This is a genomic window from Vreelandella zhuhanensis, from assembly GCF_009793355.1.
GTDB lineage: Bacteria > Pseudomonadota > Gammaproteobacteria > Pseudomonadales > Halomonadaceae > Vreelandella > Vreelandella zhuhanensis.
The window spans coordinates 94223-117115 of record NZ_WTKP01000001.1; the positions used below are offsets into that span (position 1 = coordinate 94223).

A 22893-nucleotide genomic window follows, 5' to 3' on the forward strand; every position below is an offset into this window, starting at 1 on the left:
CACCAAAGGCGCCGCAAGGGAGAATCAGGTGCCTTGTACCATGCCACGCTGGGCCAGCAGTTCGGTCAGCCGTTCTACCACTTCCGGTATACTCAGGCGCGTGGTATCAAGCGTAATGGCATCGTCTGCCGGCTTGAGAGGTGCCACGCTGCGCTGCATGTCGCGTGCATCGCGCGCCTGAATCTCCTTTAAAAGACTCGAAAGACTAGCATCCACTCCAGCTTTTTGCAACTGAAGATGTCGCCGCCGGGCACGCTCTTGCGCACTGGCGGTAAGAAATATTTTCAAGGGGGCCTCGGGAAACACCACCGTTCCCATATCGCGACCATCCGCCACCAGGCCGGGGGCTTTCCGAAAATCTCGCTGACGCTGTAACAACGCTTGCCGGACCTCGGGCAGCGCCGCTATTTGAGAGGCGCGCTCCCCGACCGTTTCCCGGCGAATCACCCGGGTGACGTCCTCGCCTTCCAGAAGCACCAGGGGGCGCCCTTCTTCTACCGGAAATGCCACATCAAGTTCAGCTGCCAGGCGTGCAAGCTGGGGTTCGTCATCCAGCGCCACACCATGCTTGGCCGCCGCCTGGGCGGTGAGACGATACAAGGCGCCGCTATCCAGCAGATGCCAACCCAGCCGCTCGGCGACCAGGCCGCTTATGGTGCCTTTGCCGGCACCCCCGGGGCCATCGACAGTCAGCACGGGCACGGCGTCACTCATGGCCAACCTCCCCGGCTTTCTCCGTCGTCCTCTCTTCCGTCACCCTCTCTTCTGTCACGTTCAGGCCTATCCGGCCTGCCAGCGTGATGAAATCGGGAAATGACGTGGCGACATTGGCACAGTCATCGATCACGATATCCTCACTGGCGCGCAGCGCCGCAATCGCAAAGGCCATCGCAATACGGTGATCACCCAGACTGTCGACACGTCCGCCGCCATAGCTGGGGCCCGAGGCCCCGTTGCCGACAATATCAATGCCGTCTTTCACCACGCTGTGTTCAACGCCCAGCACCGCCAAGCCATCGGCCATGGCCTGAATTCGATCCGATTCCTTGACGCGCAACTCTTCGGCACCGCGCAGACGCGTCCTGCCTGCGGCATTGGCAGCGGCGATGAACAAGGCGGGAAATTCGTCGATCGCCAGCGGCACCTGCTCCACCGGAATATCGATACCCTTGAGCGGTGCATAGCGAATACGGATCTCGGCGACCGGCTCCCCCCCCACTTCACGGCTATTCTCCAGGGTCAGGTCGGCACCCATCAGCTTGAGAATATTGATCACGCCGATACGTGTCGGGTTGATGCCCACGTGTTCCAGAAGGAGATCCGAGCCCGGCGTAATCGCCGCGGCGACCAGGAAAAAGGTGGCCGAGGAAATGTCCGAAGGCACATCGATCGGCCCGGCAACCAGTTTATTGCCGCCTTCAAGCCAGCAGGTGTCACCTTGGCGCAAAACGGGGTAACCGAAGCCATTGAGCATGCGTTCGGTGTGATCCCGGGTGGGCGCCGGTTCGCGCACTCGGGTCTCGCCCTCAGCGTAAAGCCCCGCCAGCAGCAGACAGGATTTCACCTGGGCACTGGCCATGGGCATAGCGTATTCAATGCCTTCAAGCTTGGTGCCACCACTGATCTTGAGCGGCGGACGCCCACCCTCGGCGGTTTCGATCCGGGCGCCCATCAGACGCAAAGGATCGGCCACACGGTTCATGGGCCGCTTGGTCAGGGAGTCGTCACCGGTGAGCTCGCTATCGAATGCCTGGCCTGCCAACAAGCCGGAAAACAAGCGCATGGCGGTACCCGAGTTACCTACATACAAGGGGCCGGCAGGCGCTTTCAAACCGTGCATGCCCACCCCATGGATAGTCACACGGCCTTGGTGCGGCCCTTCGATGGCCACGCCCATCTCACGAAATGCCTGAAGCGTTGCCAGGCTGTCCTCCCCTTCGAGAAACCCTTTTACCTCTGTCACACCTTCGGCCAGAGCGCCGAGCATGATCGAGCGGTGTGAAATGGACTTGTCGCCGGGCACGCGCAAACGCCCCTGGGCATTCCCGCCGGGGCTTACCCGATAGGTCAGCTTGCCTTGTGGTTGCATGTGGTATTCCGCCTGATAACTGGTCTTGTTCAAAAGCGATTCAAAATAATGCCGGGCGTGGCTGGCCCGGTCGAACGTCGCCAGCATGGCGTCGCTATCCGAGCTCTCTACCGCCTGGCGCAGCCGTGCCAGCCCTGCTTCGAAATCGTCCAGCGAGGCCAGTACCGCCTCGCGGTTGGCGACGAAAATGTCGCGCCACATTACCGGGTCACTGCCGGCGATACGGGTAAAGTCTCGAAAACCACCCGCCGCGTAACGAAAGATCTCCAGGCGCTCGTCCTGGCGCGCCAGACTATCCACCAGCGAGAACGCCAGCAAATGCGGCAAATGACTGGTGCGTGCCAGCACCTGATCGTGACGCTCTACGGCCATTTCCAGAACCTCGGCGCCACAGGCTTCCCACAGGCGACGCACCCGCGCCACGGCATCGGGCCGCGTGGTCTCGGCGGGCGTCAAGATGACCTTGTGGTTTTGGTAAAGCCGGGGATTGGAGGCGGCCACGCCGCTTTTCTCCGAACCGGCAATCGGATGGCCCAGCACCAGATTGCTCGGCAGGCCGCCGAAAGCACGCTCGGCGGCCTGCCGGATCGCCGCCTTGGTGCTGCCCACGTCGGTAATCACCACGTCAGCCGCGGCCTTGTCCAGGTACTCGGCCAGTTCGCGCATCACGCCTTCCATGGCCAATACCGGGACTGCCAACAGGATCATGGAGGCATCCTTGACCATGGGGCCGAGCCGGGTATCGCCTGAATCGATCAAGCCCATGGCCACACCGCGGGCAATTTCCTCGGCATCCGGGTCGCAGGCCACGATTTCACCGCGAGCGCCCTCGCGGCCGAAACCCGCTTCACGCAAGGCGGCAGCCAAGGAGCCGCCGATCAAGCCCAAGCCGACAATCAACAACCTTGGTTCGGTTACCTTCAGGCTCACAGCACACCCTGAGGGTAGGAACCCAGCACCTTGACCTCGGCCGCCCGCAGCCTGACTTCCTCGAGCATGGCCGCCACCTGCGGATCTTCATGATGCCCCTTGAAGTCGATGAAGAAGACGTAATTCCAGACACCGCTGCGCGACGGCCGCGTTTCCAGGCGCGTCAGGTCGATCTGATGGCGATGGAAGGGCTCAAGGAGGTCATGCAGGGCACCGGGCTGGTTGCGCATGGCGACGACCAGGGAGGTCTTGTCGTCACCCGAGCGGGGCACATCCTGATTACCGATGATCAAGAAACGCGTGGAATTATCCGGGCGGTCTTCGATCTTTTCCGTCAACAGGGTCAGGCCGTAAAGCTTGGCGGCCATGTCGCCGGCAATCGCGGCACTGTGCCATTCGGTCTTGACCAGTTTGGCGGCTTCGGCATTGGAGGCAACCGGCACGCGCTCGGCATGCGGAAAGTGGGCATCCAACCATTTGCGACATTGGGCAAACGACTGCGGGTGCGAGTAGATACGTGACACTTTATCGCGACGCGTGGTGTCCGCCACCAGCAGATGATGATGGATACGCAGCACGACTTCGCCGCAGATACGAATCGAGGAATCCATGAACGAATCCAGGGTGTGATTGACCACCCCTTCCGTGGAATTCTCGACCGGCACGACGCCATAATTGACCGCACCGGCTTCCACTTCGCGAAACACTTCATCGATTGCCGCCATGGGCAGGCTGATCGCACTCTCACCGAAATGCTTGAGCGCCGCCTGCTGGGTAAAAGTGCCTTCAGGGCCTAGATAAGACACCTTGATCGGCTGCTCGAGCGCCAGACAGGCAGACATGATTTCACGAAACAGTCGCGCCATTTCCTCACTGTCCAGCGGCCCCGGATTCAGCGCCATGATCCGCCTGAGCACCTGTGCCTCACGTTCCGGGCGATAGAATACCGTGCCCTTGTCGCGACTCAGCTTCACATTGGCCACATGTTGGGCACAGGCCGCTCGCTCACTGATCAGGCGCAGAATGTCCGTATCCAGCTGGTCGATCGTCTCGCGCAACTCGTCCAGATTGTTGGAGGAGTCAGTGTTGCTGGGGGAGTCAGACATGGTGATTAGCCCCTTCTTTGTTCGAAATCCGCCATGAAGGCGATCAACGTATCCACGGCGTCTTCAGGCACGGCATTGTACAAGCTGGCCCGCATCCCCCCCACGCTGCGGTGGCCTTTGAGGTTCAGCAACCCGGCGACATTCGCTTCGCTCAGAAAGTCCGCGTCCAGACGGCTATCCGCCAGCACGAACGGAACATTCATGCGTGAGCGGTTGGCCGCCACTATGGGGTTGGAATAAAGGCCGCTGGTATCGATCGCGGCATACAGCTTGGCGGCTTTACGAGCATTGATAGCCCCCATGGCATCCAGCCCGCCGATATCGGCTTTCAGCCATTGGAACACCAGCCCGGCAAGGTACCAGGCATAAGTAGGTGGCGTATTGACCATTGAGCCGCCCTCCGCCATCGCCTTGTAATCGAACAAGGAAGGAATGGCCTTACAGGCTTGATCGAGCAGATCATCGCGCACGATTACCAGCGTCAATCCCGCCGGGCCGATATTCTTCTGTGCACCGGCGTAGATGATGCCGAATTTCGACACATCCAGAGGAGCGGCAAGAATACTCGACGACATGTCACAGACCAGCGGCACCTCGACACCGTCCGGGCGAACAGCCTCTGGAGTGTAATCGAATTCGAGCCCGCCGATGGTTTCATTGGCGGTGTAATGCAGATAAGCCGCCTGGTCGCTTAATTTTAGCGCCGAGGGCCGAGGTACGGCTGTCTGGCCATTGGCCTCACTGCTGGCGGCCACATAGTAATCAAACCCGAGATGCCTCGCCTCGGCGATCGCCTTCTTGCCCCAGATGCCGGTATGGATGAAATTGGCACTGCCCCCATTACCCAAGAGGTTCATCGGCAACATGGCAAACTGCAGGCTGGCACCCCCCTGCAGGAACAGAACGCGATAGTTATCAGGCAGCTGCAACAATTCCCGCAGGTCCGCCTCGGCCTTTTCGGCAATGGCGACGAACTCATCACTGCGATGGCTCATTTCCATTATCGAAAGCCCATGCCCCTGGTAATCGAGCAACTCGCGCTGGGCGCGTTCGAGTACCGCCTGAGGTAGCGCCGCCGGTCCGGCGCAGAAATTATAGTGACGTGTCATCAGACTGCCCTTCCCCTGAATCGTCCTGTAAATCGCTGTTCGGCTCTGCGCTCAGCGGCGCTTCTTGCGCCTGCGCTTCCCCCGACAGCGGTGCTTCCAGGGCCTCGTCTGTTTCCAGCGGCGCGTCTTCCAGCTCATCGATGCGCACGGTCTTGACCAGCTTTTCGTTTACACCCAGACGAATCAGCATGACGCCCTGGGTGTTACGCGATGTGGACGAGACCTCTTCCACACGGGTACGCACCAGGGTGCCACGATCGGTAATCAGCATCATTTCATCGCTGGGATAGACCTGCATGGCCGCTACCAGTGAGCCGTTGCGCTCGCTGGTCTGCATCGCGATAACGCCTTGGCCACCGCGCCCGCGCAGCGGGAATTCTTCCAGACGGGTACGTTTGCCATAGCCATTTTCGCTGGCGGTCAAGATGTAGATCTGTCCTGCATTGCTGCTTTCGCCTGCGGATTCAACGGCTGCTTCGTTTTCAGCCTCTTCTTCCACATCGATCTTCTGGCTCTGGGGAATGATCAGGCTAATCACCTCGGCGCCCTTGGCCAGGCGCATACCGCGCACGCCACGCGCCGTGCGCCCCATGGCGCGAACGTTGCCTTCCTCGAAACGAATCGCCTTGCCATTGGAAGACAGCATCATGGCATGATCGACACCGGAGGTAATCGCCGCGCCCACCAGGCGGTCGTCTTCTTCCAGGTCGATGGCGATCAGGCCCACGCTACGCGGCCGGGAAAACTGCTCCAGGCTGGTACGCTTGACGGTACCCTTGGCGGTGGCGAAGAAAATGTAATGTTCGGGGTCGTAGCCGCGCACTGGCAGGATGGTGCTGATCACCTCGCCTTCGTCCAGCGGCAGCAAATTGACCAATGGCTTGCCGCGTGACCCGCGGCTGGCATTGGGCATCTCGTAGACCTTGAGCCAATAGACCTTGCCACGGTTCGAAAACAGCAGGATGGTGTCATGCGTCGAGGCCACCAGCAGGTGCTCGATGACGTCCTCGTCTTTCATGGCGGTAGCGGATTTTCCGCGCCCACCACGGCGCTGCGCCTGATAGTCGGAAAGCGGCTGCGTCTTGGCGTAACCCGAGCGTGACACCGTGACCACCATGTCTTCCTCGGCAATCAGGTCTTCCATGCTCAAGTCCAGATGGCTGAACTGAATCTCGCTGCGCCGATCATTGCCGAACTGGTCGCGTACCGCGTGCAACTCTTCGCGAATCACTTCCATCAAGCGATCGGCCGAGGCCAGAATCCGCGTCAATTCGGCGATTTTTTCGAGGATGGAGAGGTATTCATCCAGCAGCTTTTCGGTTTCCAGCCCGGTCAAACGATGCAGGCGTAACTCCAGGATCGCCTGGGCCTGGGCTTGAGACAACCGATACTGCGTCGCGGAAGGATTGAGACCGTAACCCTCTTCGAGTTCTTCGGGCTTGCACGAGGTAGCCCCGGCACGCTCCAGCATGCCGGTGACCTGTCCCGGCTGCCAGTTCTTGGCCAGCAGCTTTTCGCGGGCTTCAGCGGCGTTGGGCGATGCCTTGATCAGCTCGATAACCTGATCGATATTGGAAATCGCTACCGCCAAACCTTCCAGGATATGGCCGCGCTCACGGGCTTTCTTGAGCTCGAACAGCGTACGCCGGGTCACTACCTCGCGGCGGTGACGGATAAAGGCTTCCAGCATTTGCTTGAGGTTCAGCGTGCGCGGCTGGCCGTTTTCCAACGCCACCATATTGATACCGAACACGTTTTGCAGCTGGGTCTGGGCAAAGAGGTTATTGACCACGACCTCGCCCGACTCGCCGCGCTTGACCTCGATCACGACGCGCAAGCCATCCTTGTCGGATTCGTCGCGCAATTCAGCAATGCCTTCGATTTTCTTGTCTTTCACCAGCTCGGCGATCTTTTCGATCAACCGCGCCTTGTTCACCTGATAAGGCAGTTCGCTGATGATGATATGGTCGCGGCCGGATTTATCGTCGTGCTCGATGGTGTGACAGGCCCGCACATAAATGCGTCCACGCCCGGTGTGATAGGCATCGATGATGCCCGCACGGCCATTGATGATGGCGCCGGTGGGGAAATCCGGGCCAGGGATGTAATGCATCAAATCATCGATCGACAAAGTGTAGTCATCGATCAATGCCAGGCAGCCATCGATGACTTCGCGCATATTGTGCGGGGGAATATTGGTCGCCATGCCTACGGCGATCCCCGAAGAGCCGTTAATCAATAGATTGGGCACTTTGGTCGGCATAACGTCGGGAATACGCTCGGTACCGTCGTAGTTGTCGACCCAATCGACGGTATCCTTTTCCAGGTCGGCGAGAAGCTCATGCGCCAGCTTGGACATGCGCACTTCGGTGTAACGCATGGCAGCGGCACTATCGCCGTCTATCGAACCGAAGTTCCCTTGGCCATCAACCAGAACGTGGCGCATCGAGAAATGCTGGGCCATGCGGACGATGGTGTCATAAACGGCACTGTCACCATGGGGGTGATATTTACCGATGACATCGCCGACCACACGCGCCGATTTCTTATACGGTTTGTTCCAGTCATTACTCAGTTCATGCATGGCAAACAACACACGCCGATGAACCGGCTTGAGGCCGTCGCGCACGTCGGGAAGAGCGCGACCGATAATGACACTCATCGCGTAGTCGAGATACGACTGTTTAAGCTCGTCTTCGATATTGACGGGCAGGATTTCTCTGGCGATGTCACCCATGAAAGTCAGATCCTTTGCACTGCATTTGCATTGCGAGAGTTGAAAGCGCAACAAGATGCCGGGGCACGGCGCGCAATTACCTGGACATCATACCACTGCACAGGCGGCAAGGGCAGCCGCAGCACACCCACACAAATACAGCTAAAAACGCTCTGAGCGGCTCAGAAGGGCGTTAACGCCGATTCGGCTATCATCAATGCCGTCAGCACTGCCCCCATATTTGACCCTTCACCGCACAGGCTTTAATACCTGATCCGGTTCGCAGCACTGGTACGTATCGCCAGCTTTCGACATAATGAGCAGCCCTTTGCACAGGATATGCTCCATGTGGTTCAAGCACTTGCACCTTTATCGCTTGCACGGCGCCCCGGAGATGCCGCCAGAGGCGCTGGAACAAGCCCTTGCCGACCAGGCCAGCCAGCCATTAGGTGGCACACAAGCACGCCGATTAGGCTGGTGTGCTCCGGCGGGACGACTGGGAAGCGGCCATTACCTGCATGAACTTCAAGGCCACCGATTGCTCAGTGCCTTGCGCCAGGAGCGCTTGCTGCCTGCGTCGGTGGTGCGCGAAGAAGTCGAGGAACAGGTCAGCGACATCGAATCACGCGAAGGTCGCAAGCTTACGCGCAAGGAAAAGACCGCCATCAAGGAGCAGGTAACCGAAACACTATTACCGCAGGCTTTCATACGCAGTCAGAAAATCGATTTATGGTGGGACACAAGGCGCAACTTGATCGGCATCAACGCCAGCAGCCGTACGCGGGCCGAAGATGTGCTCGACCTGCTGCGTGAAACGCTGGGGAGTCTCAAGGTCACGCCTCTTGCCACTCAGGCATTGCCGATTCGCGCCATGACCACTTGGCTCGGCGACCCGGAAAGCCGCCCCAGCGACCTGGAACTCGGTGATCAGGTCGAGCTCAAGGCCAAGGGCGATGATGGTGTGCTGCGTGCCCGCCAGGTGGATCTGGACAGCGATGAAATTCAGCAGCTACTGGCAAGCGGCCGCCAAGCCAGTAAACTGGCGGTAAATCTGGCGGGTCGGCTTCGATTCATTCTGCATGACGACCTGGCGCTCAAGTCGCTGCGCTTCAGCGATGCCTTGATCGAGGAAGCCGATCATGCTGAAGACGGTGACGACGCCCTGGTACGCCTGGAAACGGATTTCATCCTGATGGCACAGGCGTTATCGGATGACATCACCCGATTGATCGAATGGCTCGGCGGCGAAGCCGAGACAGGACGCGACAGCTTTCCTGCGTGACTGGCTTCTTGCATGAATCGTTTCCTGCACAGGCCTTTTTTACTGACATGCTTGCACGCCCTTTTCGCTAACTCTTATTTTGGCACCAGCCTACGGATCGCATGACTCATACCCCTGATGCCCTTTCTGCCGATGCCACACAAGACCCATGGGCCGACGTCCGACCTTACATGGATCACGAGGTGGCTGATGTCCTCACGCGCCTGTCACACGATGCCGAACTGCTCGATGCGTTGACGCAATTTCGCTTGCCTCGCCTGGCACGTTGGGCACCGCCCTTGGCCCGCACCTTGGCAAGCGTTGCTATACGCCGTGAGGTCAGGGGCGTGACCACGGTGCGTGATTTTCAAATGCGTATCGCGCACTACATGGACCGCATGATTCGCACCACTACCGATGCCTTTCAGGTCGAAGGACTGGAAAAGCTCGACGCTGACAGTGCTTATCTGTTCATCGGTAATCACCGCGATATTGCCCTCGACCCCGCATTCGTCAACTATGCGCTGTATCAGGCCGACCGCGATACGGTACGTATTGCCATCGGTGATAACCTCTTGAAAAAGCCCTACGTTACCGACCTGATGCGCTTGAACAAGAGCTTCATCGTGCCGCGTAGCGCAAGGGGCAAGCGCGCCATGCTGGCGGCTTATCAGACGCTTTCGTCTTATATCCGTCACTCGATTCTTGAAGACAATCACTCGATATGGATGGCCCAGCGCGAAGGCCGCGCCAAAAACGGCATTGACCGCACTGACCCGGCCATCATCAAGATGCTGACCATGGCCAGGCGCACCGCTGAGCGTAACGTTGATTTCGGCGAAGCCGTCAAGGAACTCAAGCTGGTACCGATCTCGATCAGCTACGAATACGATCCCTGCGATATGCAGAAGGCGCAGGAGTTACACGCCATTCATACCCAGGGTGAGTATGCCAAGAGCGAATTCGAGGACATCAGCTCGATTGTGACCGGGATTACCGGCGCGAAAGGTCGCGTGCAGCTGCGTTTCGGTAGCCCCATCGGCTCCGACATCGCCACTCCGGATGAAGCCGCAGCGGAAATCGATCGTCAGGTGATCGGCGGCTATCGTTTGTTTCCCAGCCACTACTTGGCACTCGAAGCGCTGGGAGATGCGCCCGAACTGGTGGCGCGCAACGTCATCACCCCCGCCGACCGTGAACGCTTCAATCAACGGCTAGCCGAGGTGCCGGAGGAATTACGCCCCTGGTGGCTGGCGCAATACGCCAACCCGGTAAAACATAAAGCAGGACGCCTAACCCCCTAAGCAGCAAATGGCGGACAAGGCGCAACCTCGCCATGCCGGCCAACAGAAAAAATGCTATGGTCAGCAAATTGACCGGCACTGCCTTGTCTCACCGCCGGCTGCGACTACAAGGAGATTGTCATGTCCGCATCTGAAATTCAAAAAACCCGCATTATCAATGAGCTGCGCGATTTTGTACGCAAACTACTGCAAGATCCTAAAATCCTGGATCAGTCGCTCGACATCGCTCGCAAGCATTTAGCGGAAGAAGGCAGCAGCGCCGACGTCATGGCGCGTATCGCCAATGATATTTCCGATACCACCAGCGTGCATATTCCTGAAGACCCGGCCGAGCATTCCGAAGCGGATAAGCTTTATCTCGAATTGCTGAAAGAAGTGGTCCAGGAAGAGCAAGGCTTGTACTGACCCGACCCGGGGTTTGAGGGGCTGAATGCAACCACGGGCGAAGATCGCTACAATCTTCGCCCCCTTTTTTGTTACCGTCTGATGCCAACGGAAGTGTCAATCACCATGTCGAATACCGCCACGCGCAAGATACTGGTCACCAGCGCCCTGCCCTATGCCAACGGCGCCATCCACCTCGGCCATTTGCTGGAATACATCCAGACCGATATCTGGGTGCGTTTCCAGAAAAGCCGCGGCCAGCAATGCCATTATGTATGCGCCGACGACGCCCACGGCACCGCCATCATGCTGCGTGCGGAACAGGAAGGCATTACCTCACAGGCCTTGATCGAGCGCGTCTCGCGGGACCATCAGGAAGATTTCGCCCGCTTCGGGGTGGCATTCGATAACTACCATTCCACGCATTCAGACGAAAATCGTTATTTTAGTGAGTTGATCTACACGCGTCTGCGCGACAAGGGCCATATCGCCATTCGCGACATCGAGCAGATGTATGATCCCCAGAAAGGCCTGTTCCTGGCGGACCGTTTCATCAAGGGCACCTGCCCCAAATGCCGTGCCGAGGATCAATACGGCGACAATTGCGAAGCTTGCGGCGCGACTTACACCCCGGCTGAATTGATCAATCCAGTCTCGGCCATTTCCGGCGCCACGCCGGAAATCAGACGCTCGAGCCACTATTTCTTCAAGCTACCGGACTTCGTCGAGTTCCTGCAGCGCTGGATCGACGCCGGCCATGTTCAGCCCCAGATTCGCAACAAGCTGATGGAATGGTTCGAGTCCGGCTTTAACGAATGGGACATTTCCCGCGATGCCCCTTACTTCGGCTTTGAAATTCCCGATGCACCGGGCAAGTACTTTTATGTGTGGCTGGACGCTCCGATCGGTTACCTGGCCAGCTTCAAGAACCTCTGTGACCGCGAAGGCATCGATTTCGACAGTTATTGGGCGCCTGGCTCCGATGCCGAAATCTATCATTTCATCGGCAAGGACATCGTGTATTTTCATGCGCTGTTCTGGCCGGCCATGCTGCATGGTGCCGATTTCCGCACCCCCACGGCGGTCAACTGCCATGGTTTCGTGACCGTGGACGGCGCCAAGATGTCCAAGTCCCGCGGGACGTTCATCAAGGCGGCCACCTATGCCGACCACTTGAATCCGGAATACCTGCGCTATTATTTTGCCGCCAAATTGACGTCGGGTGTTGATGACCTCGACTTGAATCTCAGCGACTTTGCCGCCCGGGTAAATTCGGACCTGGTGGGCAAGGTAGTCAACATCGCCAGCCGCTGCGCAGGCTTCGTCAAGAAGCTCGGTGATAACACGCTTTCGGCGCATTGCACCCAGCCGGAAACGCTGGCACGTTTCATTGCCGCCGGTGACGACATTGCCGAGGATTTCGAAGCGCGTGATTTTGGGCGCGCCATGCGTAAAGTGATGGAGCTCGCCGATGAAGCCAATACCTACATTGCCGAAAAGGAACCCTGGGTGCTGGCCAAACAGCCGGGCCATGAGCAGGAGGTGCTGGAAATCTGTTCGGTAGGCATCAACCTTTTCCGCCAATTAATGGTCTACCTGGCACCGGTAGTGCCGGCCATGGTCGAACAGGCACGTGAATTTCTGAACCTGGAAACCCTTGACTGGCATAGCCGGCATGACGTCTTGCTGGCCCATGAAATCAAGAAGTTCAAGCCGCTGATGACGCGGGTAGAACGGGACAGGATTGACGCCATGATCGAAGCTTCAAAGGAGGATCTGGTGGTGGAGCAAAAGCTAAAGGAAACCCCCAAGGGACCGCTGACTGAAGAGCCAATTGCTCCCGAGATAGGTTTTGAAGATTTCAGCAAGGTTGACCTGCGTATCGTGCGGATCGCCAAGGCTGACTACGTCGAAGGTGCCGACAAGCTGCTTAAACTGACACTCGACCTTGGCGGCGAGACCCGCACGGTGTTCTCGGGCATTCGCTCCGCCTACGCTCCGGAAGCCTTGGAAGGACGCCTGACAGTCATGGTGGCCAACCTGGCACCTCGCAAGATGCGTTTCGGCATTTCCGAAGGCATGGTACTGGCCGCTGGCAACGAAGCGGGCATTTACCTGCTCTCGCCGGACGCAGGCGCCGAACCAGGGCAACGTGTCATCTGAACATCCTGTCATGCTAACAACTAGGGTAGGCACAGTTACCTACCCTCATTTATTTTTAATGCTTTTTTATTAGTACGCATTCTGCTTAGCTGACAAGATTAATTAAAATTTGCCGCCGGATGCTACCCATGTTTTCACCCTTCATTGCGTCTCTACGCACGCGTTTTTTTCTGGCATTAGGCGGGGTGTTGCTAGGGGCGCTATTTGCGCTGGTCATGATGGGAAAATGGATCATCCTTCCTGCCCTTTTGGAAGAAGAACGCAGCTTGGCTTCCCAAGAGCTTGACCAGCTCGAACGCAGCCTGAATTTGAATCAAAAACAATTACTGGCCCAGGTGCGGGATTGGGCGACGTGGGATGATACCTACGACTTCGTGCAGGGAAACAACCCTCGCTACGCCCAAGTCAATTTTAGCCAAAACATGTTCGAGGAGATGGGTTACCAGTTGATGGTCTTCTTCAATGCTGACCAGGAAGTTTACTGGGTAGCGGGTCTCGACCCGCAGAGTGGCGATTACACCAGCTGCAGCACGGCCAGTGACGCCTGCGCATGGGCCGCGCCTTTTCTACAGCCGATGCAGGCGTCACTGGCCAGCATTCCTGAGCAAGGCCTAAGCAGTGTATATACCCAGCCCGGCCTTGCCCTCGTCGCCACCAATTCTATCTTGCATACGGATGAAAGTGGTCCGACACAAGGCTGGCTGTTCAAAGTGCAAAAGATGGACTCAGAATTCAAGGCGAGAATGCAATCACATACCGGTCTTGAAATAACGCTGGACACTGTGGCTGCCGATGTCAAGGATCACGCCTTGCATAGCATTGAGGGAAGCAGCATGCATGCACGGCGCCTTCTGCCTACTGCTCAGGAAGGCATCATGCTCGCCTTGGGTACCCGCCTTCACCGCGACCATTATCGTGCCAGCTTTACCACCTTTGTGTATGCCCTTCTCTGGACGGGCGCCTTGATGTTACTGGTGATTGTTACCGTATTGCTGCTGTTGGAATGCATGGTGCTCAAGCCTCTTCGCACCCTCACGAAATTTACCCATCGCTTGCAGTTTTGTGAACAGCCACCAAGACTCACCCAACGATTAAAAGCCCGCAATGACGAAATCGGGATGCTGGCCCGCGGCTTCGAAGCACAGCTGCAACGCCAACAGCATCTCACCGATGAACTTCGCGAACTTTCCACTCGTGATGCCCTTACCGGCCTCCCCAATCGCCGGTTCTTCGACGCCAAACTTGCCGACGCCGTCAGCAATGCTCACGACACTCACACCCCTTTAGGGGTAATGATGTTGGATATTGACCATTTCAAGCTGTTCAACGACCAACATGGCCACCCAGAGGGAGATAAGTGTTTGGTAATCATCGCCGATTGCATGCAACAGTTCGCCACGCTTAACGACGTTTTGATCGCCCGCACGGGAGGCGAGGAGTTCAGCGCGATATTACCCAACCACAGCGAACAAGCGCTTGTTGAGATTGCGCAAAAATTGCGTGATACCGTCTGCAGCCTGGCTTATCCTCATGCGTTTTCCCCCGTAGCGCCATATATTACCGTGAGCGTCGGTATCGCTTCATACGAACCGAATAATCGATCCAATTCTTCTTCATTGATGCGCGCTGCGGATCAAGCGCTTTACCAGGCAAAGCACGCAGGGCGCAATCGTGTGAAACTCTTCAACACGCCATCAACCAATAACGCCGCTGCTGCCTCTTCTGATGAATGAACTGTTACTGATTCTGATCGGCACGGCGCTGGTCAACAATTTCGTCCTGGTCCAGTTTCTAGGGCTATGCCCCTTCATGGGAGTTTCCAGCAAACTGGAACCCGCCATGGGCATGTCGCTAGCGACCACCTTTGTTTTAACCCTGGCTTCGGCGGCAAGCTACGTGGTGTATCACGCGCTATTGGTACCCTTGGGCGTCGAATACCTGCGCACTATTGCCTTTATCGTGGTGATTGCCGCCGTGGTGCAATTCACCGAGGTCATGGTGCGCAAGCTGAGCCCCATGCTGCATCAGGTACTGGGAATTTTTCTGCCGTTGATCACCACCAATTGTGCGGTGCTAGGCGTGGCGCTTTTATCGCTCAATCGTCAGTTGAGTTTCTTGCACACCACCCTTTACGGCCTGGGCGCAGCCATGGGATTTTCCCTGGTACTGGTGCTGTTCGCCGCCATGCGCGAACGTCTGGCCGATGCCGATATACCCAGGCCGTTTCGCGGAGCGGCAATCGCCATGGTGACCGCCAGCCTGATGTCGCTGGCATTTCTGGGCTTTTCCGGGCTGGCACAAGGCTGAAAACGTCATGATCCAATGGTTGACTGATAATACCCTTATCAGCGCGATTGTCGTATTAGTCGGCATGGCGGTGGTTTTCGGCGCCGTGCTGGGCTTTGTCGGTGAGCGCTTCAAGGTACAGGGCGACCCGGTCGTCGAGAAGATCGATTCCTTGCTCCCTCAGACGCAGTGTGGCCAATGCGGCTATCCGGGCTGTCGTCCTTACGCCGAAGCGATCAGCGCCGGCGATGACATCAACAAGTGCCCGCCCGGTGGCGAGGACACCATCCAGGCCTTGGCTGATTTATTGGGGCGTGAGCCTACACCCTTGGACGGTGTCGCCCAGGATACTCCCAAGGTGGCTTTTATCCGCGAAGAGGAATGCATCGGCTGCACCAAATGCATTCAGGCGTGCCCGGTGGATGCCATTCTGGGTGCCTCTAAACAAATGCATACGGTCATTGCGGCTGAATGCACCGGTTGCGATCTGTGTATCGACCCCTGCCCGGTGGACTGTATCGATATGCTTCCCCGGCTGGATGCCTGGCAACCGGTAACCTTATTACCGCTGGAGCAAGAAGGAGCCAACCATGGCGCGCGCCTTTGAATTTCCCGGCGGCATTCATCCCCCTGAGCGCAAGACATCGTCCACCTCGGTACCGTTGAGTGCTGCTTCGCTTCCGTCACGGGTGGTATTGCCGCTGAAACAGCACAGTGGCAATGCCGCCCTTGCCTGTGTCGAGCCTGGCCAATACGTGCGTACTGGTGAATGCATCGCCCGGCGTGACGGCATGATTTCCGCCGACGTGCATGCCAGCATCAGCGGCCATGTATCTGAGCTCACGGACACACAAATAACCATAGAGGGTGACGGCTGTGATGAATGGCTGCTCATGCCCGTCCTTGACTGGCGCACTACCGACTCACGAATACTGCGCGAACGGCTGGATGAAAGCGGCGTGGTGGGATTGGGTGGCGCGGGCTTTCCCACTCACATCAAGGCTCGAGTACGTGAGCGTCATGCGCTGGATACCTTGATCGTCAATGCCGCGGAGTGTGAACCTTACATCACCGCCGACGACATGACGTTGCGTACCTTTGCGCTGGATGTTCTGGAGGGTGCCCAGCTGATGGCGCATCTGGCAGGCGCCAAACGCATCCTGATCGGTATCGAAGACAACAAGCCTGAGGCCATCGCCATCTTGAGCCAGGCGCTAAGCCATAGCATACCCCTGCCGGTGGAACTCAAGGTCATCGCCACCCGCTACCCCAGCGGCGGTGAGCGCCAGTTGATCAAGAAACTCCTCGACAGAGAAGTGCCCAGCGGCGGATTACCGGCGGATGTGGGCGTGCTTTGCCATAATCCGGGCACCTTGCTGGCCGCCTTGCAGGCGGTACGCGATGGCACACCCCTGGTGTCGCGTATCCTGACCTTGACCGGAGAGGCGCTTGCGCGACCGGCTAATGTGATCGCCCGACTGGGCACCTCGATTGGGGCATTGCTCCAGACCGCCGGGCTGGAGGAAAAACGCCTGTTTCGACTGATTCAGGGTGGCCCGATGATGGGGGCAATCCTGGAAAGCCTTGAACTGCCGGTCACCAAGGCCACCAACTGCCTGATTGCCGCCACTCAAGAAGAACTTCCGCCATCGCCGCCCGAGCAGCCCTGCATCCGCTGCGGTGCCTGTGAAGAGGTCTGCCCGGCAGCGCTGCTTCCTCAGCAGCTGCATTGGTACGCTCGAGCCGAACAGGACGAACGCCTGTCCCGCTACCATCTATTCGACTGCATTGAATGTGGCGCCTGCAGCTACGTCTGCCCCAGCCACATTCCGCTGGTCGAAGACTACCGCAACGCCAAGCAACGCATCCGCTATCAGCGACTCGAAACGGCCAAGGCAGAACATGCGCGCCACCGCTTCGAATTCCGCCAGGCGCGGCTAGCCCGCGAGGAAGCCGAAAAGCAGGCCCGGCGTGAAGCGCGCCGCAACGCCGGCCGCCGCGCCACCCCTGCGTCTTCGCCGGCTGCGGGGCAAGCCGACTTGCAGGGCTTGCGTATTGCCCAGGTGGCCGCCAAGGCAGCAGTGAAGAAAGCCGAAAAGGCCCTGGCGCGCACCGCACAGCAGGACCCTCATCAGGATCTCAGCGACCTGGAAACCCAAGTGGCCACCGCCCGTGAAAACCTTGAAGCCGCCGAGGCTCGCCTGGCGTCGGCACGCGCCGAAACCGCTTCTGATACTCCCCAGACCGACAAGGGCGCCTCATGAGCATGATGCATGCCTCATCTCACGCCGACACCGGCCTTGCCAGCCGTACCACACCGCCTGATACCGCCCGGCTGATGCGCTGGGTGCTGCTGGCGATGCTGCCCGGCATTGGCGTCATGACCTGGCATTTCGGTATCGGCGTGCTGACCAATATAATTTTTTCCGGCTTGCTGGGCATGGGGCTTGAAGCTTTGATGCTACGCCTGAGAAAGCGCAGCATCCGCCCGGTCTTGAGCGATCATAGCGCCCTGCTGAGCGGCGTTCTGCTGGGCGTTTCCTTGCCTCCCGCCAGCCCCTGGTGGTTGATTGGCGTAGGCATGATCGCGGCCGTTGTGATTGCCAAGCATCTTTACGGCGGCCTGGGCCATAACCCCTTCAACCCGGCAATGGTCGGCTACGCCCTGCTGCTGGTATCTTTTCCCACTCAAATGACCTTATGGTCGCCTCCCACCGGCATGGGGGAAGATGTTTTTGCTACCTTGCGTCAATTCATGGGGATGATGTCGGCCACTGAGCTGGATGCATTAAGCGGGGCGACACCCTTGGATGCCTTCAAGCACAAGGGTGAAGCCCTCATGGCCAGTGAATTCTGGGCGGCTAATCCGTTGCCACCGGGTACGCTGCTTGCCTGGCAGCACGTCGCCCTGGCCTGGTTGGCGGGAGGCATTCTGCTACTCTACAAGCGCATCATCAGCTGGCACATTCCGCTGGCCATGCTCGGCAGCATGCTGGCGCTTGCCACCTTGTTATATGCGGGCGATCCCAGCCATCATGGCTCACCTGCGTTTCATCTTTTCACCAGCGGCGCCATGCTCGGGGCGTTCTTTATCGCGACAGATCCGGTTTCAGCCGCCACCAGCCGCAAGGGCAAGCTGATATACGGCGCGGCCATCGGGCTATTGGTAATCTTGCTACGTACTTACGGCGCCTACCCGGACGCCGTGGCATTTTCCGTTCTGTTGATGAACCTGGCGGCCCCCTTGCTGGATTACTACAGCGACCCTCGCCCCCTGGGTCACTCGGCACCAACACGCGGTTATCAACTGCCGCCGGAGGACCGTTCATGACAATCGCTCAAGCGATGCTCAGAGGCGCTTTGGCACTCGGCTGCTTTGCCTTGATTACCGCCGGGAGTGTCGGCCTCACCCGGGCCCTCACCGCTGAACGTATCGAGACCAACCAGCTTGCGTTCCAGCATCGACAGCTACGTGAGGTGCTGCCTGACCCCTTGGATCAGCTTGAAGGACATACCCTCCTCGATGGTGCTTTTCGGCTGCCGGAGGCTAGCTCCCTGGGCCATAAGGAGGCCGAGACCGTAGAAGGCTGGCGAGTCCATGAAGGCAACCACCAAGCGCTGATCTTGCCGGTAGTGAGCCGGCAAGGCTACAGCGGAGCAATTCATCTGCTGGTGGGACTCGATCAAAACGCTCGTATCAGCGGGGTGCGGGTGACATATCATCAGGAAACGCCCGGCCTGGGTGACAAGATAGAGCGACGCAAGAGCGCCTGGATTACCCGCTTCGATGGATTGTCTCTGGAAAGCCTGACGCCTTCCGACTGGGCGGTGGACAAGGACGGTGGCGCTTTCGACAGTTTCAGTGGCGCCACCATCACACCGCGTGCAGTGGTGTCGGCGGTGCATCAAGCCCTGCTCCATGTCGAGGAACATCAGTTGCTGGATACATTTGAGGAGAGCTCGCCATGAGCCAGTTCAATGACTTGGCCCGCAATGGCTTGTGGTCAAACAACCCGGCGCTGGTGCAACTGCTGGGGTTGTGCCCGTTGCTGGCGGTCACCAATAGCGTGGTCAATGCCTTGGGGCTGGGGTTGGCCACGCTTCTGGTGCTGGTGGGCGCCAGCACCGCGGTCTCCCTGATTCGCCACCAGGTCCCCGCCTCGGTGCGCCTGCCGGCATTCGTGATGATCATCGCCGCCTTCGTGACCTGCGCCGAATTGCTGATGGCGGCTTACACCTACGCGCTTTACCAGATACTGGGCATCTTTATTCCGCTAATCGTGACCAACTGCGCGATTCTCGGGCGTGCCGATGCGTTCGCCTCGCGTAACCCGGTACTGCCCGCAGCCACCGACGGTCTGATGATGGGACTGGGGTTCGCTGCGGTACTGCTAGTGCTCGGTGCCTTACGCGAAGTGCTCGGCCAGGGCACCCTGTTCAGCGGCATGCCGTTACTGTTCGGCCCCATGGCCACCGGTTGGGAGCTCATCCTGATCGCCGATTATCAGTTCCTGTTTTTCGTCTTGCCGCCCGGGGCCTTCTTCGTCACAGGCCTTTTGATTGCCGGGAAGAACCTTCTGGATGAGCGTGGCCAAAAGCGACGCCAAGCCGTGCCCAGCGAACGGCCGGAGCGTCGCGTGCGGGTCACCGGCACGATCAAATAGAGCCAGCAGAGAGTCAGCCGTCAACTACCTCGCCCTAAAGGACGAGGCTTGTGACAGCAAGCCCGGTTGACCAGGGAAAGCGGTAGCCAACCCGCTACGTTTGCAATAGGTCGTCAAGACCCACCGCCGAATGCTTCGCTCAGTTCGGCGCTCTGGAAGATCAGGATCATGCTGGCGAAAGGTAAAGCGCCGAAGGTTCTGATCGCTACCGCAAGGTAGGAGCCGGTTGCAGACATTCCCGAGGGGAGACAGGTTGGAAGACCTGCGTCACCAGGCCCGTAAGGGTTCTATTTAAGAAGGAGATCGCATGGCGGTGTTCGTATTGGGAAAGAACAAGCAGCCGTTGATGCCGTGTAGCGAAAAACGCGCACGGCTATTGCTGGAGCGTGGTCGGGCGGCGGTGGTGAACCTGACCCCTTTTGTGATCCGCCTGCGTGATCGGTGCCTGAGTGACTGCGCCTTGCAGCCGACGTTGCTGGGCATTGATCCGGGCAGCAAGGAAACCGGGCTGGCGCTGATGCGTCTGGAAGAAAACGCGACGGACGAGCAAGCCCCGGCAACCCGCCATGTGCTTTGCCTGTTTCAGTTGGTGCATCGGGGCTTCCAGATTCGCCAAGCCTTGGAGCAACGTGCCGGTTTTCGGCGTCGGCGTCGCAGCAAGAATCTGCGTTATCGTCAGCCGCGTTTTGATAACCGCACGCGCAAGAAGGGCTGGCTACCACCCAGCCTGCAACACCGAGTCGATACGACCATTGCCTGGGTGAACAAGCTTTGCCGTTGGGCACCCGTGACTCACCTGAGCATGGAGCTGGTGCGCTTCGATTTACAGAAGATGGAAAACCCGGAGATTTCCGGGGTCGAGTACCAGCAAGGCACCTTGCTTGGCTATGAGGTGCGTGAATACCTGCTGGAAAAATGGGGTAGAGAGTGCGCCTACTGCGGTACCGGTGATACGCCCCTGGAGATCGAGCATGTGGTAGCGAAATCTCGGAACGGCTCTAGCCGGGTGGCCAACCTGACCATCGCCTGTCACGACTGCAACCAGACCAAGGACAGCCAGTGGCTTGCTGATTTCTTTGCCACCAACAAGGGACTCAAGAAACGCCTCAAAGCCAATGGCTTGTCGGCGGAAGTCCGCCTTGAGCGCGTCCAGCGCCAGCTCAAATTACCGCTGCGGGATGCCACTGCCGTCAACGCCACCCGTTGGGCGCTGTTCGGAGCCATGAAAACTACCGGCCTGCCGGTCGCCGTGGGCAGTGGCGGTCGCACCAAGTACAACCGTCAGCGGCTGGGCATTCCCAAGACCCACGCCCTGGATGCGGCCTGTGTCGGCAAGTTCGATACCCTGAAAGGCTGGCGGGTACCCACCCAGGTCATCAAGGCCATGGGGCGCGGCAGTTATCAGCGCACGCGCCTCGACAAGTACGGCTTCCCACGGGGCTATTTGATGCGGCAGAAGCAAGTGCAGGGCTTTCAGACCGGCGATAGGGTCAGGGCGGTGGTGCCCAGCGGCAAGAAGGCCGGAACACACACAGGTCGCGTGGCCATCCGCAAGACCGGCAGTTTCAATATTCAGACCGAACAGGGCGCGGTCCAGGGTATCTCCTGGCGCCACTGCACCCTGCTGCAACGCGGTGATGGCTACGGCTACCACCCACTACCCACCATTCAACACTAAAGGAGGCGCGGACAGGGAGCCCCGAGTCGTGCTGCGCACGACGCGCTATCCCTCCCGGCGCTAAAGTAACCGGGTTTCCCGCGCAAAACGATGAATGCCGAGAAACGTTACGAGATTTTCGCGCGCCTGAAAGCGGAAAACCCCAACCCCACCACCGAATTGAAATGGAAAAGCCCGTTCGAATTGCTGGTCGCCGTATTGCTTTCCGCACAGGCCACGGATGTGGGGGTCAACAAAGCCATGGACAGATTGTTTCCCGTGGCCAATACCCCCCAGGACATTGTTGATCTGGGCCTCGACGGCCTGAAAGAGCACATCAAGACCATCGGCCTTTACAACACCAAGGCCAACAACCTGATGAAAACCTGCCGTCTTCTGCTCGAAAAACACGATGGCGAAGTGCCCCGGCGCCGGGAGGATCTCGAAGCCCTGCCCGGCGTAGGGCGCAAGACAGCCAATGTGATTCTCAATACCGCTTTCGGCGAACCCACCATTGCAGTGGATACGCATATCTTTCGTGTCGCCAACCGTACCGGCATCGCCAAGGGCAAGAATGTGACGGAAGTGGAGCAGAAACTGTTGCGTCATGTACCCAAGAAATTTCTCCACGATGCCCACCATTGGCTGATTCTTCACGGCCGTTATACCTGCGTTGCACGCAAGCCACGCTGCGGCAGCTGCATCATCGAAGATCTCTGCGAGTACCCGGACAAGACCGAGCTGACTTGATTGAAAATTTACGCTTAAAACCTGAAAACCCACTTTTATAGCCAGTTTAGCCCGAAGGTCGTAGAGCCTCGCCCCTGTCCAAGGCGCTAGTCTGCTGGGGATTAATGATTCATTTTCGAGGTTTTCATGCAAGATATCTGGCTTCCCCTTTTATTAGCTACGTCTTTCGGTGCCTTTACCGGTTCTCTGTTCCGCCTGACTCGGCGACCCGGCTACCAGCGCCCCTTTCTGTTTCCCGTCCTCGGGTTGCTGGGGGGTATCGCCGCATTCATGATCCACTATGTTCTGGCCTCGGTAACCGGGGCACCGGCCTGGTTGCTGCCGGTATTGGTGGTCTTGCAGGTGTGGTTATGGCTGGGACCGCTGGGACCCAAGTTGCGACCGGCCAAACAACCCGAGCCCTGAAGCGGTGCGTCCATTCGGCCAAGGTCGTCTTGGCCGGTATTCCCGCACCCTCTAGACTCCTTGAATAAC

General features: G+C 58.5%; 19 protein-coding genes. 14 read left to right on the forward strand and 5 right to left on the reverse strand.

Translation table 11 applies throughout. From position 1 onward, the window contains the following. Nucleotides 1-24 precede the first annotated feature (24 nt). Genes cmk through gyrA form a run of 5 tightly spaced genes read right to left on the reverse strand, consistent with a single transcriptional unit; the run spans nucleotide 25 to nucleotide 7971 of the window. Nucleotides 25-714, reverse strand: coding sequence for a (d)CMP kinase (gene cmk / locus GPM19_RS00390; protein ID WP_160416923.1), 690 nt, complete (start codon nucleotides 712-714; stop codon nucleotides 25-27). Next, nucleotides 707-3013, reverse strand: coding sequence for a bifunctional prephenate dehydrogenase/3-phosphoshikimate 1-carboxyvinyltransferase (locus GPM19_RS00395; RefSeq protein WP_160417240.1), 2307 nt, complete (start codon nucleotides 3011-3013; stop codon nucleotides 707-709). The genes cmk and GPM19_RS00395 overlap by 8 nt, the downstream gene beginning before the upstream one ends. Nucleotides 3014-3015: 2 nt before the next feature. Continuing rightward, nucleotides 3016-4125: a prephenate dehydratase gene (gene pheA / locus GPM19_RS00400; protein WP_160416924.1), complete on the reverse strand. Its 1110-nt coding sequence runs from the start codon at nucleotides 4123-4125 to the stop codon at nucleotides 3016-3018. Between the two features lie 5 nt (nucleotides 4126-4130). Continuing rightward, entirely contained in the window at nucleotides 4131-5234 is a 1104-nt protein-coding gene (gene serC, locus GPM19_RS00405) for a 3-phosphoserine/phosphohydroxythreonine transaminase (protein ID WP_160416925.1), read from the reverse strand. Next, nucleotides 5218-7971: a DNA gyrase subunit A gene (gyrA, locus tag GPM19_RS00410; RefSeq protein ID WP_160416926.1), complete on the reverse strand. Its 2754-nt coding sequence runs from the start codon at nucleotides 7969-7971 to the stop codon at nucleotides 5218-5220. Before gyrA ends, serC begins: the two co-directional genes overlap by 17 nt. Before the next feature lie 325 nt (nucleotides 7972-8296). On the opposite strand from gyrA, the gene GPM19_RS00415 reads away from it, so the two are divergent. From GPM19_RS00415 to GPM19_RS00480, 14 genes are all read left to right on the forward strand, one after another. After that, nucleotides 8297-9232, forward strand: coding sequence for a recombination-associated protein RdgC (locus tag GPM19_RS00415; RefSeq protein WP_160416927.1), 936 nt, complete (start codon nucleotides 8297-8299; stop codon nucleotides 9230-9232). Between the two features lie 101 nt (nucleotides 9233-9333). Next, nucleotides 9334-10515, forward strand: coding sequence for a 1-acyl-sn-glycerol-3-phosphate acyltransferase (locus tag GPM19_RS00420; protein ID WP_160416928.1), 1182 nt, complete (start codon nucleotides 9334-9336; stop codon nucleotides 10513-10515). Nucleotides 10516-10635: 120 nt separating this feature from the next. After that, nucleotides 10636-10920 (forward strand): hypothetical protein, encoded by a 285-nt coding sequence (locus tag GPM19_RS00425; protein WP_160416929.1) that lies wholly within the window; start codon nucleotides 10636-10638, stop codon nucleotides 10918-10920. Between the two features lie 105 nt (nucleotides 10921-11025). Further along, nucleotides 11026-13062 carry a methionine--tRNA ligase gene (metG, locus tag GPM19_RS00430; protein WP_160416930.1) on the forward strand — a complete coding sequence of 679 codons (2037 nt, stop codon included), beginning with the start codon at nucleotides 11026-11028 and terminating at the stop codon, nucleotides 13060-13062. Nucleotides 13063-13190: 128 nt separating this feature from the next. After that, the gene (locus tag GPM19_RS00435; protein WP_227842028.1) at nucleotides 13191-14795 is read left to right on the forward strand and encodes a sensor domain-containing diguanylate cyclase; all 1605 of its coding nucleotides are present in this window, start codon (nucleotides 13191-13193) and stop codon (nucleotides 14793-14795) included. Next, a complete protein-coding gene (gene rsxA / locus GPM19_RS00440; protein WP_160416931.1) occupies nucleotides 14788-15369 on the forward strand; it encodes an electron transport complex subunit RsxA in 582 nt (193 codons plus the stop codon). The genes GPM19_RS00435 and rsxA overlap by 8 nt, the downstream gene beginning before the upstream one ends. Before the next feature lie 7 nt (nucleotides 15370-15376). After that, complete coding sequence (gene rsxB / locus GPM19_RS00445) at nucleotides 15377-15955, forward strand: electron transport complex subunit RsxB (protein ID WP_160416932.1); 579 nt, start codon at nucleotides 15377-15379, stop codon at nucleotides 15953-15955. Next, entirely contained in the window at nucleotides 15939-17612 is a 1674-nt protein-coding gene (gene rsxC, locus GPM19_RS00450) for an electron transport complex subunit RsxC (RefSeq protein WP_160416933.1), read from the forward strand. The genes rsxB and rsxC overlap by 17 nt, the downstream gene beginning before the upstream one ends. Next, nucleotides 17609-18679: an RnfABCDGE type electron transport complex subunit D gene (locus tag GPM19_RS00455; RefSeq protein WP_160416934.1), complete on the forward strand. Its 1071-nt coding sequence runs from the start codon at nucleotides 17609-17611 to the stop codon at nucleotides 18677-18679. The genes rsxC and GPM19_RS00455 overlap by 4 nt, the downstream gene beginning before the upstream one ends. Continuing rightward, nucleotides 18676-19317, forward strand: coding sequence for an RnfABCDGE type electron transport complex subunit G (locus GPM19_RS00460; protein ID WP_160416935.1), 642 nt, complete (start codon nucleotides 18676-18678; stop codon nucleotides 19315-19317). The genes GPM19_RS00455 and GPM19_RS00460 overlap by 4 nt, the downstream gene beginning before the upstream one ends. Next, nucleotides 19314-20012 carry an electron transport complex subunit E gene (locus GPM19_RS00465; RefSeq protein ID WP_160416936.1) on the forward strand — a complete coding sequence of 233 codons (699 nt, stop codon included), beginning with the start codon at nucleotides 19314-19316 and terminating at the stop codon, nucleotides 20010-20012. Before GPM19_RS00460 ends, GPM19_RS00465 begins: the two co-directional genes overlap by 4 nt. A gap of 307 nt (nucleotides 20013-20319) precedes the next feature. Beyond that, a complete protein-coding gene (gene iscB, locus GPM19_RS00470; protein ID WP_160416937.1) occupies nucleotides 20320-21690 on the forward strand; it encodes an RNA-guided endonuclease IscB in 1371 nt (456 codons plus the stop codon). Between the two features lie 90 nt (nucleotides 21691-21780). Further along, entirely contained in the window at nucleotides 21781-22419 is a 639-nt protein-coding gene (nth, locus tag GPM19_RS00475) for an endonuclease III (RefSeq protein WP_160416938.1), read from the forward strand. Between the two features lie 126 nt (nucleotides 22420-22545). Next, nucleotides 22546-22824, forward strand: coding sequence for a hypothetical protein (locus GPM19_RS00480; RefSeq protein ID WP_160416939.1), 279 nt, complete (start codon nucleotides 22546-22548; stop codon nucleotides 22822-22824). Nucleotides 22825-22893: the final 69 nt, after the last annotated feature.